A 15,179-nucleotide genomic window follows, 5' to 3' on the forward strand; every position below is an offset into this window, starting at 1 on the left:
GTCGAGGACCGGGGCCGGTGGCTGCAGGGTCGGGACGGAGCACGCCTTGTTCATAGAACATATCATGAACTAAATGAGCCGGCTGCGCAATGAACATAGTGTTTACGAGGCATCACCCGCGGCGGCCCCTTCCGCATCGCGAGACCATCCAGCGGAATCGCTTTGTCCGGAAAGGGTGAAGAGCGGTCCCCTCGGACGGAGCGGCGAGACGTCCGGATCGCACGAAGACCGGTCTTCGGCCTCGACACATTGTGCCGGACACAACCAGCCCCACGCTGAGCGACAGACCGAGACGACAGCCATCAGCTGGCGGGGCTCAATTCTTGACAACAGAACTGATCACCTTTTCGACAAACTTCCTATCTTGGTGCGCATTCATCCTATCGAAAGTATCACCTTCAACACCAATCGCTTCCGCGAGAATCTTCTCCGCAGCGACAACCATTGTTAGAAATCGCGCACTATCTCTACAAACACCAATAGCATTCTCGGTGTATATTCTCTGGTCCCTGTCGTTGTCTAGGCGCGGGAGTGGCCCAAATCCCTTCCGAATCAACAGCGATATGATGAAACGGAATTTCCAAAGGCTTGGCTTGGCTTTCCCAACGCAAAGCCTCTCAACCTCTTTTAAGATACTTGCAGAGAGAAGATAAGGCCATAAGGAATGCTTATCTATATACATCTGGTCTTTATATTTGCTCAACAGAACTCCGTAGTAGTCATTTGCATCAACCGGATTTTCGAGGCAGCAGCTGACAAAGCTATTCGTCAGAAATGTTAGGGACACAATATTCTGCGCAGTGTATGCGGAATCCGCGTATTGCCTCTTCCGTCTCTCATACACAATTTTGTGACTCTGATCTGCATCTACGCTTTGGAAGAATCTCTCAAGCCGTTTGTGGAATTCACTCAACACGACAAACGCTTCATCCTTTATTTCGGTTTGCCTATTCGTCGCGCGAACGATCTCGTTCACCAGCTCTCTATCCTCGGCTTGAATAATTTTGACGGGTAACGACGTGTCTTTCAAAAGTTTATCTTGATGCATGAAAACAATATGACTGGTTTGGCAACCGTTGACTATTTGATAGTCCCCCAGCGTGAAATTTTTGCCAACGATCCTAACATCCCGCGCGACAATGGTTACTCCGTTATTTAGCGCTGCGAGTCGGCCCTGCTTCTCCGTGGACTTAATCGTATCCTCGATCTCATCGTTCACCGGATTTCGGCTAAGAAAATCGCGCACGTTCTCGTTAAACAGCGCTTTGTGCAATTTTCCATCTGAGTTCGATAAGAGCTTTACGATTTCCTTGCACGGCATGACGCCTAAGTAAGCCTGCCGGATACCTGCGATCGATGGCAGGGTTGCATACTCGTTAATCTGAACCTCTTTCTCGATTCTTAAATTGACCTCTTGGTATCTTTGTTGAAGCCTATTTGCGTCGAGAAAGTGGAATTCCACACTAGAGAACAGGTTAAGAGATAATAACTCCTCCTTCCCAGCTTTAACTCGAGCTTCAATAACAGCGTCGCCCTTGTAGGAACCGGCATAGCAGTAATACATGTGGAGTCTTGGTTTTGCACGCATCCTGACGCTGAAATTAAATACGTGATCAGAGAGAGATCGCTTGTCAGCTATACTCTCATTTGTTGGCATAAATCTCTGACCGAAAAACTCCTTAATACCCTGTATGTAGCTACCGATCTCAGCTGCACTGAGGCTGCGCGCCGTCTTTGCCTGAACAAAACAGAAATCGACGTCAATCTTCTGTCGAGCTGCGATTTCTTCAATCTGCGCGACTGACGTTACCGAAATTTCATTTAGAAATATACCAATGGCGTCGATTGCAGAGTCTAGTCCACCTGCGACAATGACATCATCAAGAGCGATATGTTCCGAGAAATCTCGAAAAAATACACAATAAGCTGAGAAAAATTCAAAGGCATCAGATTCCTTAACTTTGGTTAGATCAAACGCTTTCGAAAAATCGCCGAGATATGCATTAAGAATTGGATCGTCCATCGATTTTCCCTTTGAGTTATATCAATATCTACCAGGCAATGACGCATTCATCACAAAATAGAGTGCATCGAAATAGCCTCTCAGCAACACTACTAGTGACCTGACTATAAGATCAAGCTGCTCTCGATGTTAGTGGCTCATCCAGTGCGGTCACTGGGGCGGCGTAAGCGACCCGGATCTGCTTATTGGACGCGGTCAGATCGCTAGCAATTTCTGCTTCGGGAGACGCCGGTCGGGCCCCTGGTCGACAGCTCGCGGTCGGATGCCGGAATTCATCAACCACGGCCGGATCATCCGCAAGGCCATCCTGGAGCGGACGTTCGTAGACCCTCACAGAATCGTCCGCAAAGAGCCGATTGCGGTCAGAGCGCGGGGCTATCCTGAGCCATCATGCCGGCGGCGTCCGGTCGCGCATTCCGGGACGCGCCCCTGATCCGGCGGCGCACCCTGCGGCCGGACCGGGACGGCGACCGTGCCGTCGTCCCGCGCCCGTCAGAACCGGTAGGTCAGGTTCAGCCGCACGCTGCGGCCCGGCTCGGTGTAGTAGCGCAGCGGCTGGGTCGGGCTGTCGGGCACGTTCAGCGCGTCGTAGTATTTCCGGTCGAACAGGTTGAACACGCCCGCCTGGATGCGCACGCCGTTCAGCCGCTCCGGCTCCCACCAGCCGGTCAGGTCGACGATGGCGTAGCCCGGCGCCTTGAACTGGGTGTCCTCCTCGACCTTGTCGCGCTTCGTCGCCATGGTCACCGAGGCGTCGGCGCCCCAGCTGGCGGCGTCGTAGCCGAGGCCGAGGATGGCGCGCAGCGGCGGCACCGAGTTCAGATAGACCTCCGCCCCCTCGTCGCGGCCCACCGCCCAGGCCAGCGAGGCCCAGCTGCGCCAGCCATCGCCGAAGCGCCAATGCGCCGCCGCCTCGATGCCGTGGATCCGCACCCGCGCCCGGTTCTCGTAGGCGGTGACGCCGAGCGGATAGCTGCCGGACGGCACGCCGACGCTCGCCGGGTCGACGCTGACGCTGTCGATGAAGTTGCGGTACCAATTGTCGAACCAGGTGACCGAGCCGCCGAGGTCGTCGTCGCCCAGCCGCGCCCCGATCTCGTAGCCGCTGCTGGTCTCCGGCTTCAAATCCGGGTTGCCGAGGCTGAGATAGGTGCCGGGGCCGCCGTAGTTCAGGTACAGCTGGGTGGCGGTCGGCGCCTTGAAGCCCTTGGCCCACTGGGCATAGAGGGTGACCTCGTCCAGCGCCTGCCAGGACACCGCCACCTTCGGCGACAGCGCGCTGTCGGAGGAGGAGGACGGCAGGCCCGACACGTTCGGGTTGTCGCGATACGCCGCGGTCTCGTGCGGGTTCAGCTCGTACCAGTCGAAGCGCAGTCCGGGGGTCAGCGTCACCCGGCCGTCCAGCATCGCGATCTCGTCCTCGGCGTAGAGGCCGACGGTGTTGCCGCGCACCTCCGGCATATCGGCCTGGTTGCTGTGCAGGAAGCCGCACAGCCGCGGCCCGAAGATCGCCGGCCGGGTCGTCGGCGTGGCTGGGCAGTTGTCGAAGCCGCCGGAATGCTGCTCCACCCCGATGTGATAGACCTCGCCGCCCACGGTCAGGCGGTTGGCCAGCCCCGCCAAGTCGACCGTCTTCCCGGCCTCGCCGTTCACGCCCCACAGCGTCTGCTCGATCCGGTTCTTCCGGCTGTAGCGGCCGCTGGGATAGCCGTACTGGAACGGGTCGCCCGGGATGATGAAGGCACGGGAATCGACGCCGCGCAGCCCGTCATTGCCGTCGACGCGCTCGGTCTGCAGCCAGTAGGCCGTCAGATGCGCCCGGTCGAGGAAGCCGCCCGATTTCGGCGCGGCGTAGTCGTAGTCGATCGACGCCCGCTTGCGCTCGCTGCGCTCCAGCCCGTCGTCATGGCCGATCAGGTAGCTCTGGCCCGGCCCCTGGTCGGTGCGGATGTCGAGATTGTCCTGGCGGCGGAAATACTCGCCGGTGAAGGACAGGCGGTGGCCGCCCTCGAACTGGTGCGCCAGCTTCGCCAGGAGGCTCTGCTGGTCGTAGTCGTCCGGGTTCGGCCTGGTGCGGTCGGCGCCGTAGCCGCCGACGGTGCCGCGATTGTCGAGCTCGTGGCCGATGCGGAAGCCGCCCTGCAGCATCAGGGTGGTGTCGGTGGCGATGCGGCCGGCCACCGCGGCGGTGCCGCCGACGCTGTCGTCGTCGCCCTGATATCCGAACTTGGCGATGCCGCCGAAATCGCGGCCGTCGGTGATCAGGTCCTCCGGGTCGAAGGTGCGCAGCGCCAGCACGCCGCCCAGCGCGCCCGAGCCGTAGCGGCTGGAATCGGCGCCGCGGACGACATCGATCCTGGACAGGGTGTCGAAGTCGAAGCTGCGCAGCCCGCCGTGGACGTTGCGGGCGCCGTCGTCGAGATAGGGCAGCCGGATGCCGTCGATCGTGGTCAGCACCCGGTCGCCATCCAGGCCGCGGATGTTGATGCTGTCGTTCTGGCGGTTGAAGTTGATCCCGGCATCGACGCGGCGGCCGAGATCGGTCCAGCTGCGCACGAAGCGCTGGTCCAGCTCCTGCCGGTCGGTGCTGTCGGTCCAGGCCGGCCGGTCCTCGACGCTGGCGCCGGTGACCGGGATCGGGGCGAGCTGCAGCATCGTCTCGGCCGGGGCCGGAGCCGCCATCCCCGCCTCCGGCGCCGATTGCGCGAGAGCGGACCCTACTCCAAGAGGCTGAGCGCCCAGACTCAGGGCGCCCAGCGCCACGCCCAGGCGCAGCGCGCCGCGATACCGACCGACCATGCAACGACCCCCATTCCGCGAGATGTGTCCGGCGGCTGGGGGGCGATCCGACCTGGCTGAACCGGGACTGCGGCGCGGCGGCCTGCCATCCGAGGCCCCGCGCGATCCGGCTGTGAGTTATCCGTAACCTCGCCGTAACGTCAACAATATTCTGCAAATCATTCTCAATCTCACTTTTCTCGAAGTGAAGCCGGATTCGGAAAGCATCCGCAGGCTTCGCCGCCGAGTTCGGCAAGAGAAATCGTCCACAACATTCTCAAGAAACCTGGCGAAGCGACATCTGCCTGCAACAAACCTTGGCTACGGTCCCGCCACATTTGAAACGGCGCCATTACCGACGTCGCGATCCCCTGGGGCCGCGGCGAAGGGTGGCGCCGTCCCTTGTCCGGGCCCGGCGATCACTGCCGCGACCTGGACCGATGAGTTCAGTTTCTCTGTCCGGGGGGATCGGGATGGCATCCGAGAGCAGGCGCGACGTCCCGAAGCCGGAACGGCGTCGGGCCGCGAACGTGACGCGGAAGGTCCGCCAGGATCTGCAGGCCCGCCCTTCTCCCCGTGGCGGAAAGCCCGAGGCAAAGCCCAGCCTGGCCTGACCTTCGGTTTCCCATCATCGGCGGCCCGATCCGTTCGGTCCGGCCGCCACCCCCTTGCCCTTGTCCCCCTGGGAGAGATGACGATGACGTCTGAAAGCAGACGCGACTTCCTGAAGATGGCGGGAGCCGCCGCCGGCGGCGCCGCGGCGCTGTCGATGTTCCCGCCGGTGATCCGCGACGCGCTGGCGATCCCGGCGCACAACGCCACCCGCTCGATCAAGGATGTCGAGCATGTGGTGATCCTGATGCAGGAAAACCGGTCCTTCGACAATTACTTCGGGACCTTCCCCGGCGTCCGCGGCTTCGGCGACCGCTTCACCATCCCGCTGGCGAACAACCGCACCGTGTTCCAGCAGTGGAACGGCAACCGGGTGGTGATGCCGTATCACCTGGACGCGAAGAAGGGCAACGCCCAGCGCGTCAACGGCACGCCGCACAGCTGGAACGACATGCAGGCGGCCTGGGCCAACGGCCAGATGAACCAGTGGCCGCTGTTCAAGCAGAACCAGTCGATGGGCTACTACAAGGAAGCGGAGGTTCCGTTCCAGTTCGCCCTCGCCAACGCCTTCACCATCTGCGACAGCTATCACTGCTCGCTGAACGGCGGCACCAACCCGAACCGGCTGTACCACTGGACCGGCACCAACGGCGCCACCGGCGCCGGCGTCGCCGCGGTGGTCAATGAGTGGGACGATTTCGGCCCGTCGAGCGAGGGCTACACCTGGACCACCTATCCGGAGCGGCTGCAGAAGGCCGGCGTGACCTGGAAGGTCTACCAGAACATCCCGGAGAATTTCGGCGACAACCCGCTGGTCGGCTTCAAGCAGTACCGCCGCGCCAGCGAGGCGGTCGGCAACGGCCCGGACGGCAGCCCCTACGTCGCCTGGACGCCGGCGATCGACCAGGCCCAGCCGCTGTACAAGGGCGTCGGCAACACCATGCCGCAGAGCGCCCTGACCACCCCGGCCAGCAACCGGCTGGTCGAGTTCCGCGCCGACATCCAGGCCCGCAAGCTGCCGCAGATCTCCTGGATCGTCGCGCCGGCGACCTATTCCGAGCATCCCGGCCCGTCCAGCCCGGTGCAGGGCGCCTGGTACATCCAGGAGGTGCTGTCGGCGCTGATCGCCGACCCGGACCTGTGGAGCCGCACCGTCCTGATCGTCAATTTCGACGAGAATGACGGCTTCTTCGACCATGTGCCGTCGCCGGCGGTGCATTCGCTGAACCCGGACGGCAGCCCGGCCGGCGCCTCGACCCTGGCGGACAAGGACATCGCCTTCGAGCGCTTCAACTACCCGGTGCCGCCCGGCACCAAGGGCCAGCCGAAGCCGGACGGCCGCATCTTCGGCCCCGGCCCGCGCGTCCCCTGCTACATCGTGTCGCCCTGGAGCCGCGGCGGCTGGGTCAATTCCGAGATGTTCGACCACACCTCGGTGCTGCGCTTCCTGGAGGCCCGCTTCGGGGTGCAGGAGCCGAACATCCCGCCCTATCGCCGCGCCATCTGCGGCGACCTGACCTCCGCCTTCAACTTCGTCAATCCGAACAACGAGCGGCCGCCGCGGCTGCCGAGCCAGACCAAGGCGCAGGCCGACGCCGTGCGCGCGCAGCAGGAGACGCTGCCGCAGGTGCCGCTGCCGGCCGAGGCCAGCCAGGCGGCGCCGCGCCAGGAGCGGGGCATCCGCCCGTCGCGCGCCCTGCCCTATGAGCTGGCCGTCAACGGCGAGGCCGACGACAACCGGGTGAAGCTGAGCTTCCTCAACACCGGCAAAGCGGGCGCGGTGTTCCACGTCTATGACCGGCTGCATCTCGACAGGGTGCCGCGGCGCTATTCGGTCGAGGCCGGCAAGTCGCTGGACGGCGAGTGGACCACCTCTCCCGACTTCGGCAAGTACGACCTGTGGGTGCTGGGGCCGAACGGCTTCCACCGGCACTTCACCGGCACCGTGGCCAATGGCGGCCGCAAGGCCGAGCCGGAGATCGCGGTCAGCTACGACAAGCGCGCCTGCGGCCTGATCGTGCGGCTGATCAACCGCGGCAGCAGCCCTTGCGTGTTCACGCTGAAGGCCAACGCCTACAGCCTGTTCAACTTCCCCTGGCGCCAGATGGTGCTGCCGCACGGCCAGTCGACCGCCTACCTGCCGCTGCTGCTGTCGGGCAAGTGGTACGACTTCACCGCGCGGATCGAGGGCGACTCGCTGTTCACCCGGCGCTTCGCCGGGCGCATGGAGGACGGCCTGCCGAGCGTGTCCGACCCGGCCATGGGCGACACCGGCCTGGTCTGATCGAGAGCACCCCGCGCCGGCCTTCGGGCCGGTGCGGGCCCCTCCCCCTCCGCCGTGCTAGGATCGGCGGAACGAACCGGGGGAGGACCATGATGCGTCGCGTGTTTTTCGGCTTGGCGGGCCTGATCGCGGTGGCCGGGCCGGCCTGGGCCGCCGGCGAGTACGGCGTGTTCTGCGCCGACAACCGCATCGAGATCGAGATGCGCACCCTGGAGCAGGAGAAGACGGCGCGGGGCAGCGATGTCTGCCAGTTCGGCGCCTTCGACTATCTCTCGGACGCCCAGAGCTTCGTGGCCAAGAACTTCGGCAGCCAGGGCGCCGCCTGCAGCTGCAAGTGAGGCTGGCTGGCTCGACGGAACAGCCCTTGCGCACGAATGGATCGCTTCGCCTCCTCGCAAGGAAGGATGCCGATCGAGCTTTAAACATGACCGCGGCGCGCCGGACCATTCCGGCGCGCCGCGGCCGTCAGGCGATCACCGGCCGGTGCGGGTCGGTGGGACGCCGGATCCCGTCCTGTCCGGCAGCGGTGCATCGCCATGGGGTGCCGTCTTCGGCCGGGTGCCAAGCCGGGCCACCGGGGCCGGGGCGTAGCGGACCTGCTCGCCCAGCGCGCCGCAGGCGGCGGTGAAGGCGCCGGCGGCGCCGAGCATGGCGCCGGCGGCGAAGCGGCGGAAGAACGACAGGCTCATCGTGACCTCCCGGTCAGAGCTTGGCGACGTCGAGCACGGCCCGGGCGAAGGCCTGCGGGGCCTCCTGCGGCAGGTTGTGGCCGATGCCGCCGGTGATGGTGCGGTGCTCGTACCTGCCCGAGAACTTGCCGCGATAGGCCGCCGGCTCCGGATGCGGCGCGCCGTTGGCGTCGCCCTCCATGGTGATGGTCGGCACGGCGATCACCGGGCTCTGCGCCAGCTTCCGCTCGATCTCGTCGTAGCGCGTCTCGCCCTCGGCCAGGCCCATGCGCCAGCGGTAGTTGTGGATCACGATGTCGACATGGTCCGGGTTGTCGAAGGCCGTGGCGCTGCGACCGAAGGTGGCGTCGTCGAAATGCCACTGCGGCGAGGCCAGCTGCCAGATCAGCCGGTTGAAGTCGTCCCGGTTCTCGCTGTAGCCCTCGCGGCCGCGCTCGGTGGCGAAGTAGAACTGGTACCACCACTGCAGCTCGGCCTTCGGCGGCAGCGGCTTCCGGCCGGCGGCGGCGCTGCTGATCAGGTAGCCGCTGACCGAGACCAGCGCCCGGCAGCGCTCGGGCCACAACGCCGCGAGGATGCAGGCGGTGCGGGCACCCCAGTCGAAGCCGGCCACCACCGCCGTCTTGATCTTCAGCGCGTCCATCAGGGCGATGGCGTCGACGGCCAGGGCCGCCGGCTCGCCGTTGCGGAGCGTCGCCGCCGACCGGATCCGGGTGGTGCCGTAGCCGCGCAGATACGGGATGATCACGCGGTAACCGGCAGCAGCCAGCACCGGCGCGACGTCGACGAAGCTGTAGATGTCATAGGGCCAGCCATGCAGCAGCAGGACCGCCGGACCATCGGCCGGGCCGGCCTCGGCATAGCCGACATTGAGGTCGCCGGCGTCGACCTGCTTCAGCGGCCCGAAGCCGGCGCCGGAGGACGGTTTGGCCGCGGGAACGGCGGCCGGGGCATTGGTCTGCGCGGCCTCCGCGGTCCCGATCGAGACGAAGGGGGCGGCGGCCAGGGTCATCAGCGCGGTGCCGAACAGGCGGCGGCGCGGGAGATCGATATCTTCGGACATGGGGGCTTCCTTCGGAACCGGCTGGGCGACTCACGCCACGGTCAGAGTGACGTCGATATTGCCGCGGGTGGCCTTGGAGTACGGGCAGATCTGATGCGCGGCCTCGACCACCTTCTGGGCGGTCTCGCGGTCCAGGCCGGGCAGGCTGATGGTCAGGCGGGCCTGCAGGAAGAAGGCGCCGTCGGTGGTGCCCAGATCGACCTCGGCGTCGACGGCCCGGTCGGCCGGCAGGGTGACCTTCAGCTCGGTCGCGGCGCGGCCCATGGCACCGATGAAGCAGGCCGACCAGCCGGCGGCGAACAGCTGCTCCGGATTGGTGCCGGTGCCCGGGCCGCCGGGCGGCGACAGCTTGATGTCCAGCCGGCCGTCCGCGCTGCGGGCCAGGCCGTCGCGGCCGCCGGTGGTGTGGGTCTTGCCGGTGTACAGGACCTTGTCGATCTTGGTCATGATGCGCTCCAGGATGGTCAGGGTGTCGCGAGAGGGGACACGGGCGCTTCGGTCTGGTGCCGCCGGCGCCAGGCGCTCGGCGTCTCGCCGAGCCAGCGGCGGAACAGCTTCGACAGATGCGCCTGGCTGGCCAGGCCGCAGGCCAGGGCGATCTGGCTCAGCGGCTCGCTGGTGCCCAGCATCAGCCGCTGCGCCCGCTCCAGCCGCAGGCCGGTGATGTAGCGCTGCGGCGTGGCGCCGAAGCTGTCCTTGAAGGCGCGGGCGAAGTGGCTGGCGCTCAGCGCCGCCTGCTCCGCCAGCTCCTCGATCCGCAGCGGGCGGTGCAGCGACCGGCGCAGATAGCGGTCGACCCGGCGCTTCTGCCAGGGCGCCAGCCCGCCACGGGTACCGCCGGCCCGGGTCGCGGCCGACAGGGTCAGCAGCGTCACCAGCCGCACCGCGGCGGCGCGCGCCGCCTCCGGGTTCCGGTCCAGCCCGCGGCGGACATCCTCCAGCAGCGCCTCGGCGGTCTCGGCCGGGATGCAGGACGCGTCGGTGGCCCAGGCCGTGAGGCTTGTCCCGTCCGTCTCCATCGCCCCGTGTCCTCCAGCCCGTCGTCGATGCTGGATATCTAGTCGGGCGCGCGGCGGACCGCCCGTTAGAGGTTGTGAGCCGGCGTTAGCGGAGGTAAAGCCGGGTAAACACGGGCCCGGCCGGGGATGGCCGGACCCATGTCCTATCCTGCCGGGACAGGACTCAGCGCAGCGTGCGGAACGCGGCGCGGACTTCGGTGGCGAACAGCTCCGGCACCTCCCAGGCCGCGAAATGGCCGCCCTTGTCGACCTCGTTGAAATAGACCAGCTTGTGATAGGCGCGCTCGACCCAGCTGCGCGGCGCGCGGTAGATCTCGCCCGGGAAGATCGTCACCCCCGCGGGCAGGTCGATGCTCACGGCGTTGAAGTTGTTGGAGTGGTCCTCCCAGTAGATCTGCGCGGACGACGTGGCGCTGTCGGTCAGCCAGTACAGCGAGATGTCGTCCAGGATCTCGTCCCGGGTCAGCGACTTCTCCGGGTCGCCGCCGCTATAGGTCCACTGGGCGATCTTGTCGTACATCCAGGCGGCCTGGCCGACTGGCGAATCCGCCAGGGCGTAGCCGACCGTCTGCGGCCGGGTCACCATCATCGCCGAATAGCCGGTGTTGTTCTGATAGAAGTCGTTCAGCTGGTCATAGGCCGCCGTCTCGCGCGGCGGCAGCCCGGCCGGGGCGGGCAGGCCCTGCGCCAGCAGCGGTTGCAGCTCGGCCGGCACTGTGGCGGGCATGTTGACATGGATGCCGATCAGCCCCGGCACCTTCTGCATCGCCATGCGGTGCGAGATCACCGAGCCGCAATCGCCGCCCTGGGATACGAACTGCTTGTAGCCGAGACGCGCCATCAGCTCGCCCCAGGCGCGGGCGATATGGTTGGAATCCCAGCCGGTCGCGGTCGGCTTGCCGGAGAAGCCGAAGCCCGGCAGCGACGGCACCACCAGGTGGAACGCGTCCTCCGCCTTGCCGCCATGCGCCGTCGGGTCGGTCAGCGGGCCGATCGCCTTGACCAGCTCCAGGATCGACCCCGGCCAGCCATGGGTCATGATCAGCGGCAGGGCGCTGTCGTGCTTCGAACGGACATGGATGAACTGGATGTCCAGCCCGTCGATCTCGGTCACGAACAGCGGCAGGGCGTTCAGCTTCGCCTCGACCTTGCGCCAGTCGTAATCGGTGCCCCAGTAGCGCACCAGGGTCTGCAGCCGCTCCAGCTGCACGCCCTGGGACGCGTCGGCCACCGTCTCCTTGCCCGGCCAGCGCGTCGCCGCGATGCGCCGGCGCAGATCGGTCAGCGCATCCTCGGGGATCGCGACGCGGAACGGGCGGATCGCCGGGCCCGTGGCGGCCGCGGCCAGCCGTACGGGCAGGACGCTCAGCGCACCGGCGGCTGCCATCGCGGTCGCGGACGCCGCCAGGAAGCCGCGCCGGGTGGCGGGCGGCACTACGTCGAACATGATCGGTCCTCTGCTGCGGGATGACCGGGAGGCCGGTCCGGCCGCGACCCTAGCGGCGCCCCCGCACCCGTGCTTTCACAGGACTGCCGGGGTTTGCCGCCACCTGCTGCAATCTGCATGCGGCGGCCGGCCGGTTGGCGCCGCGCCGGCCGTTCCCCTAGGATGCGGCCAAGTCAGGACGGAGATGTCGCGAATGATGATCGGGCCGGCGCAGGCGGGGGACGTCTTCTCCTTCGGTCCCTTCCGCCTGGCCGTGGGCGAGCGGCTGCTGACCCGGGACGGCGAGCCGGTCGATCTCGGCGCCCGGGCGCTGGACATCCTGGTGGCCCTGGTCGCCCGCCCGAATGAGCCGGTCGGCAAGCGCGAGCTGATGGCCGAGGTGTGGCCCGACGTGATCGTCGAGGAGGGCAGCCTGCGCTTCCACATCGCCGGGCTGCGCAAGGCGCTGGGCGACGGCCAGGATGGCGCGCGCTACATCGCGACGCTGCCGGGCCGGGGCTACTGCTTCGTGGCGCCGGTGCTGCGCTCGGGCCCGTCCTCGCCGCTGGCGGCCCAGACGGCGGACGGCGCCGCGGCCGGCGCGTCCTTCACCGGCGCCACCTTCCTGCCGGCGCGGCTGGCCCGGATGGTGGGTCGGGAGGACAGCGTGCGGGCCCTGGCGGAGCAGCTGGCTGCGGGGCGCTTCGTCACCATCGTCGGCCCCGGCGGGGTCGGCAAGACCACCGTGGCCGCTGCGGTGGCGCATGAGTTGCTGGACAGCTTCGCCGGCGCCGCCCTGTTCGTCGATTTCGGGCTGGTGACCGACCCGCGGCTGGTGCCGGTCGCGGTGGCGTCGATGCTGGGCCTGCCGATCCGGTCGGAGGACCCGGTCCCCGGCCTGATCGCCCATCTGCGCGACCGCCGCTTCCTGCTGGTGCTGGACAGCTGCGAGCATGTGATCGACGGCGCCGCCGGCCTGGCCGCCGAGATCTTCCGGGCCGCGCCCCAGGCCCATATCCTGGCCACCAGCCGCGAGGCGCTGCGGGTCGAGGGCGAGCAGGTCCATCCCCTGGCGCCGCTGGACTGCCCGCCGGACGAGCCCGGCCTGACAGCCGACGTCGCCACGACCTTCCCCGCCGCCCGGCTGTTCCTGGAACGCGCGGCGGCATCCGGCGCGCCGCTGCAGCTCAGCGATGCCGACGCCGTCCTGGTGGCGGAGATCTGCCGCCGGCTCGACGGCATGGCGCTGGCGATCGAGCTGGCGGCCGGTCGGGTCCAGGCCTTTGGCCTGAAGCAGACCGCGGCGCTGCTGGACCAGCGCCTGCCGCTGTCCTGGCCGGGGCAGCGCAACGCGCCGCCGCGCCAGCGCACCCTGCAGGCGACGCTGGACTGGAGCTATGGCCTGCTGTCGGAGGCGGAGCGGCTGGTGCTGCGCCGCCTCGCCGTGTTCGTCGGCCCGTTCACCATGGAGGCGGCGCTGGGCGTGGTGACCGGCGGGCCGGTGGACGACGCGACGGTGTTCGCCGCCATCGACAGCCTGATCGCCAAATCGATGGTCGCGACCCGGCCGGTGGGGGCGATGATGCGCTATCGCCTGCTGGACACCACGCGCGCCTATGCCCAGCAGATCACCGGGGAGGACGAGCGCACGGCCCTGGCGGCGCGCCATGCCGAACACCACCGGCGCTGGCTGGACCAGCTCAAGGCCGAATGGCCGGCGCTGTCGAATGCGGCGGAGCGCGGCCCCACCCTGTCTGCGATGAACAATGTCCGCGCCGCGCTGCAATGGTGCTTCGGCGCCGGCGGCGATGTCCGGCTCGGCATCGCCCTGGCCGCGGCGGCGACACCGGTGTTCCTGGCGATGTCGCTGCTGACCGAATGCGACCGCTGGTCGGCGCAGGCGATCCAGGCGCTCGACGCCGGCACCCGGGGCGGCAGCGACGAGATGCAGCTGCAGGCGGCGCGCGGCATGGCGCTGATGTTCATGCAGGGCAGCAGCGATGCGGCCCGCGCGGCGCTGGAGCGGAGCCTGGCCGTCGCCCAGGCCCGCCAAGACATCCCGGGGCAGCTGATGGTGCTGGGCCCGCTGCACATGTTCCATCTGCGCGTCGGGGCCTTCGACACGGCCCTGGGCCTGGCGCGGCAGGGCGCCGCTTTGGCCGGCGCGGCCGAGGATGCGGCCACCTTGGCCCTGGCCCAGTTCCTGCTGGGTATCTCGCTGCACCTGGCCGGCGATCTCGGCGGCGCCCGCGCGGCGCTCGAGGCGGCGCTGCGGCGGCCGGCGGGGCCGTCATCGGCCGGCATGATCCATCTTGGCTTCGAAGGCCCGAACCTGGCCGGCGTGATCCTGGCCAGGACCCTGTGGCTTCAGGGGTATCCGGTCCAGGCGGCGGAGCTGGCCGCCCGCGCCGTCCGGGAGGCGGAGCGGATGGATCATCCGGTCACGCTGTCCGTGGCCACGCTGTGGGCGATCACGGTCTATCTCTGGACCGGCGACCTGGACCGGGCGGAGGCGCTGGCCGCTCGCTTCACCGCGCGTGCCGGGTCGCACTCGCTGGGGCCCTATCTCGCCGTGGGCCAGGCCTTCGCCGGGGCCATCGCCATCCGCCGCGGCGAGGCGGAAGCCGGGGTCGCGGTGCTGCGTGGCGGCCTGGCGACGCTGCGCGAGGCGGGCCACGAGGTGCTGACCACCGCGCTCGAGCTCGCGCTGGCGGAAGGGCTGGCGGCGACCGGCCGGGAGGCCGAGGGGCTGGCCCTGGCCGATGCGGCGATCCGGCGGGTCGAAGCCCGGGGCGACCTGATCTATCGGTCGGAGCTGCTGCGGGTGAAGGGCCGGGCGCTGCTGGCGATGCGGCAGGCGGCGGAGGCCGAGGCGTCCCTCCGCCGGTCGCTGGACCAGGCCCGCGCGCAGGCCGTCCCGGCCTGGGAGCTGCGGGCCGCGACCGAACTGGCGGCGCTGCTGGCCGGGCAGGATCGGGCCGGCGAGGCGGCGGCGCTGCTGCGCCCGGTGCTCGACGGCTTCACCGAAGGGGCGGAGACGGCGGATCTGAAAGCGGCCGCCATGCTGCTGGCGACGCTGGGGTAGGAGCGGGGCTCCGCCAGGGAACGGGGCCGTGGCCGGTTCCGTTGGCCATGGTGAGGATCGCGGCCGCTGGCCGCGAACGCCGTGCGAGGCTGCCCGGCCGCCGAACGGGACGGACGGGGCCTCGATCCGACAACCAGCCGCCGGAGGCAGTCCATGGTCCGACGGTCAAGGATCCCGCTGCTGTGAGCGCGTGCTGTATT

The 15,179-nt window shown here is 67.6% G+C and carries 10 protein-coding genes; 3 read left to right on the forward strand and 7 right to left on the reverse strand.

Annotation, left to right across the window (positions count from 1 at the left end; genetic code table 11):
• Nucleotides 1–316 precede the first annotated feature (316 nt).
• On the reverse strand, nucleotides 317–2,023 hold the full coding sequence (locus ABDW35_RS17375; RefSeq protein ID WP_343715137.1) for an AIPR family protein: 1,707 nt from the start codon (nucleotides 2,021–2,023) through the stop codon (nucleotides 317–319).
• Between the two features lie 492 nt (nucleotides 2,024–2,515).
• Complete coding sequence (locus ABDW35_RS17380; protein ID WP_343715138.1) at nucleotides 2,516–4,705, reverse strand: TonB-dependent hemoglobin/transferrin/lactoferrin family receptor; 2,190 nt, start codon at nucleotides 4,703–4,705, stop codon at nucleotides 2,516–2,518.
• Nucleotides 4,706–5,498: 793 nt separating this feature from the next.
• Between ABDW35_RS17380 and ABDW35_RS17385 the strand changes: the two genes are divergently transcribed.
• Nucleotides 5,499–7,697, forward strand: a complete 2,199-nt coding sequence (locus ABDW35_RS17385; protein WP_343715139.1) for a phospholipase C, phosphocholine-specific — start codon at nucleotides 5,499–5,501, stop codon at nucleotides 7,695–7,697.
• Between the two features lie 92 nt (nucleotides 7,698–7,789).
• Entirely contained in the window at nucleotides 7,790–8,035 is a 246-nt protein-coding gene (locus ABDW35_RS17390; RefSeq protein WP_343715140.1) for a hypothetical protein, read from the forward strand.
• 135 nt (nucleotides 8,036–8,170) lie between these two features.
• Here the strand turns inward: ABDW35_RS17390 and ABDW35_RS17395 are convergent, their stop codons facing one another.
• From ABDW35_RS17395 to ABDW35_RS17415, 5 genes are all read right to left on the reverse strand, one after another.
• Nucleotides 8,171–8,386 carry a hypothetical protein gene (locus ABDW35_RS17395; protein WP_088156853.1) on the reverse strand — a complete coding sequence of 72 codons (216 nt, stop codon included), beginning with the start codon at nucleotides 8,384–8,386 and terminating at the stop codon, nucleotides 8,171–8,173.
• Between the two features lie 13 nt (nucleotides 8,387–8,399).
• A complete protein-coding gene (locus ABDW35_RS17400) occupies nucleotides 8,400–9,449 on the reverse strand; it encodes an alpha/beta hydrolase (protein WP_343715141.1) in 1,050 nt (349 codons plus the stop codon).
• Between the two features lie 30 nt (nucleotides 9,450–9,479).
• Nucleotides 9,480–9,896 (reverse strand): organic hydroperoxide resistance protein, encoded by a 417-nt coding sequence (locus ABDW35_RS17405; protein ID WP_343715142.1) that lies wholly within the window; start codon nucleotides 9,894–9,896, stop codon nucleotides 9,480–9,482.
• A 17-nt stretch (nucleotides 9,897–9,913) separates the two neighbouring features.
• Complete coding sequence (locus ABDW35_RS17410) at nucleotides 9,914–10,468, reverse strand: AraC family transcriptional regulator (protein WP_343715143.1); 555 nt, start codon at nucleotides 10,466–10,468, stop codon at nucleotides 9,914–9,916.
• A gap of 163 nt (nucleotides 10,469–10,631) precedes the next feature.
• Nucleotides 10,632–11,915: an epoxide hydrolase gene (locus tag ABDW35_RS17415; protein ID WP_343715144.1), complete on the reverse strand. Its 1,284-nt coding sequence runs from the start codon at nucleotides 11,913–11,915 to the stop codon at nucleotides 10,632–10,634.
• A 193-nt stretch (nucleotides 11,916–12,108) separates the two neighbouring features.
• Between ABDW35_RS17415 and ABDW35_RS17420 the strand changes: the two genes are divergently transcribed.
• On the forward strand, nucleotides 12,109–14,979 hold the full coding sequence (locus ABDW35_RS17420) for a winged helix-turn-helix domain-containing protein (protein WP_343715145.1): 2,871 nt from the start codon (nucleotides 12,109–12,111) through the stop codon (nucleotides 14,977–14,979).
• Nucleotides 14,980–15,179: the final 200 nt, after the last annotated feature.

The organism is Inquilinus sp., from assembly GCF_039594555.1.
Classification (GTDB): domain Bacteria; phylum Pseudomonadota; class Alphaproteobacteria; order DSM-16000; family Inquilinaceae; genus Inquilinus.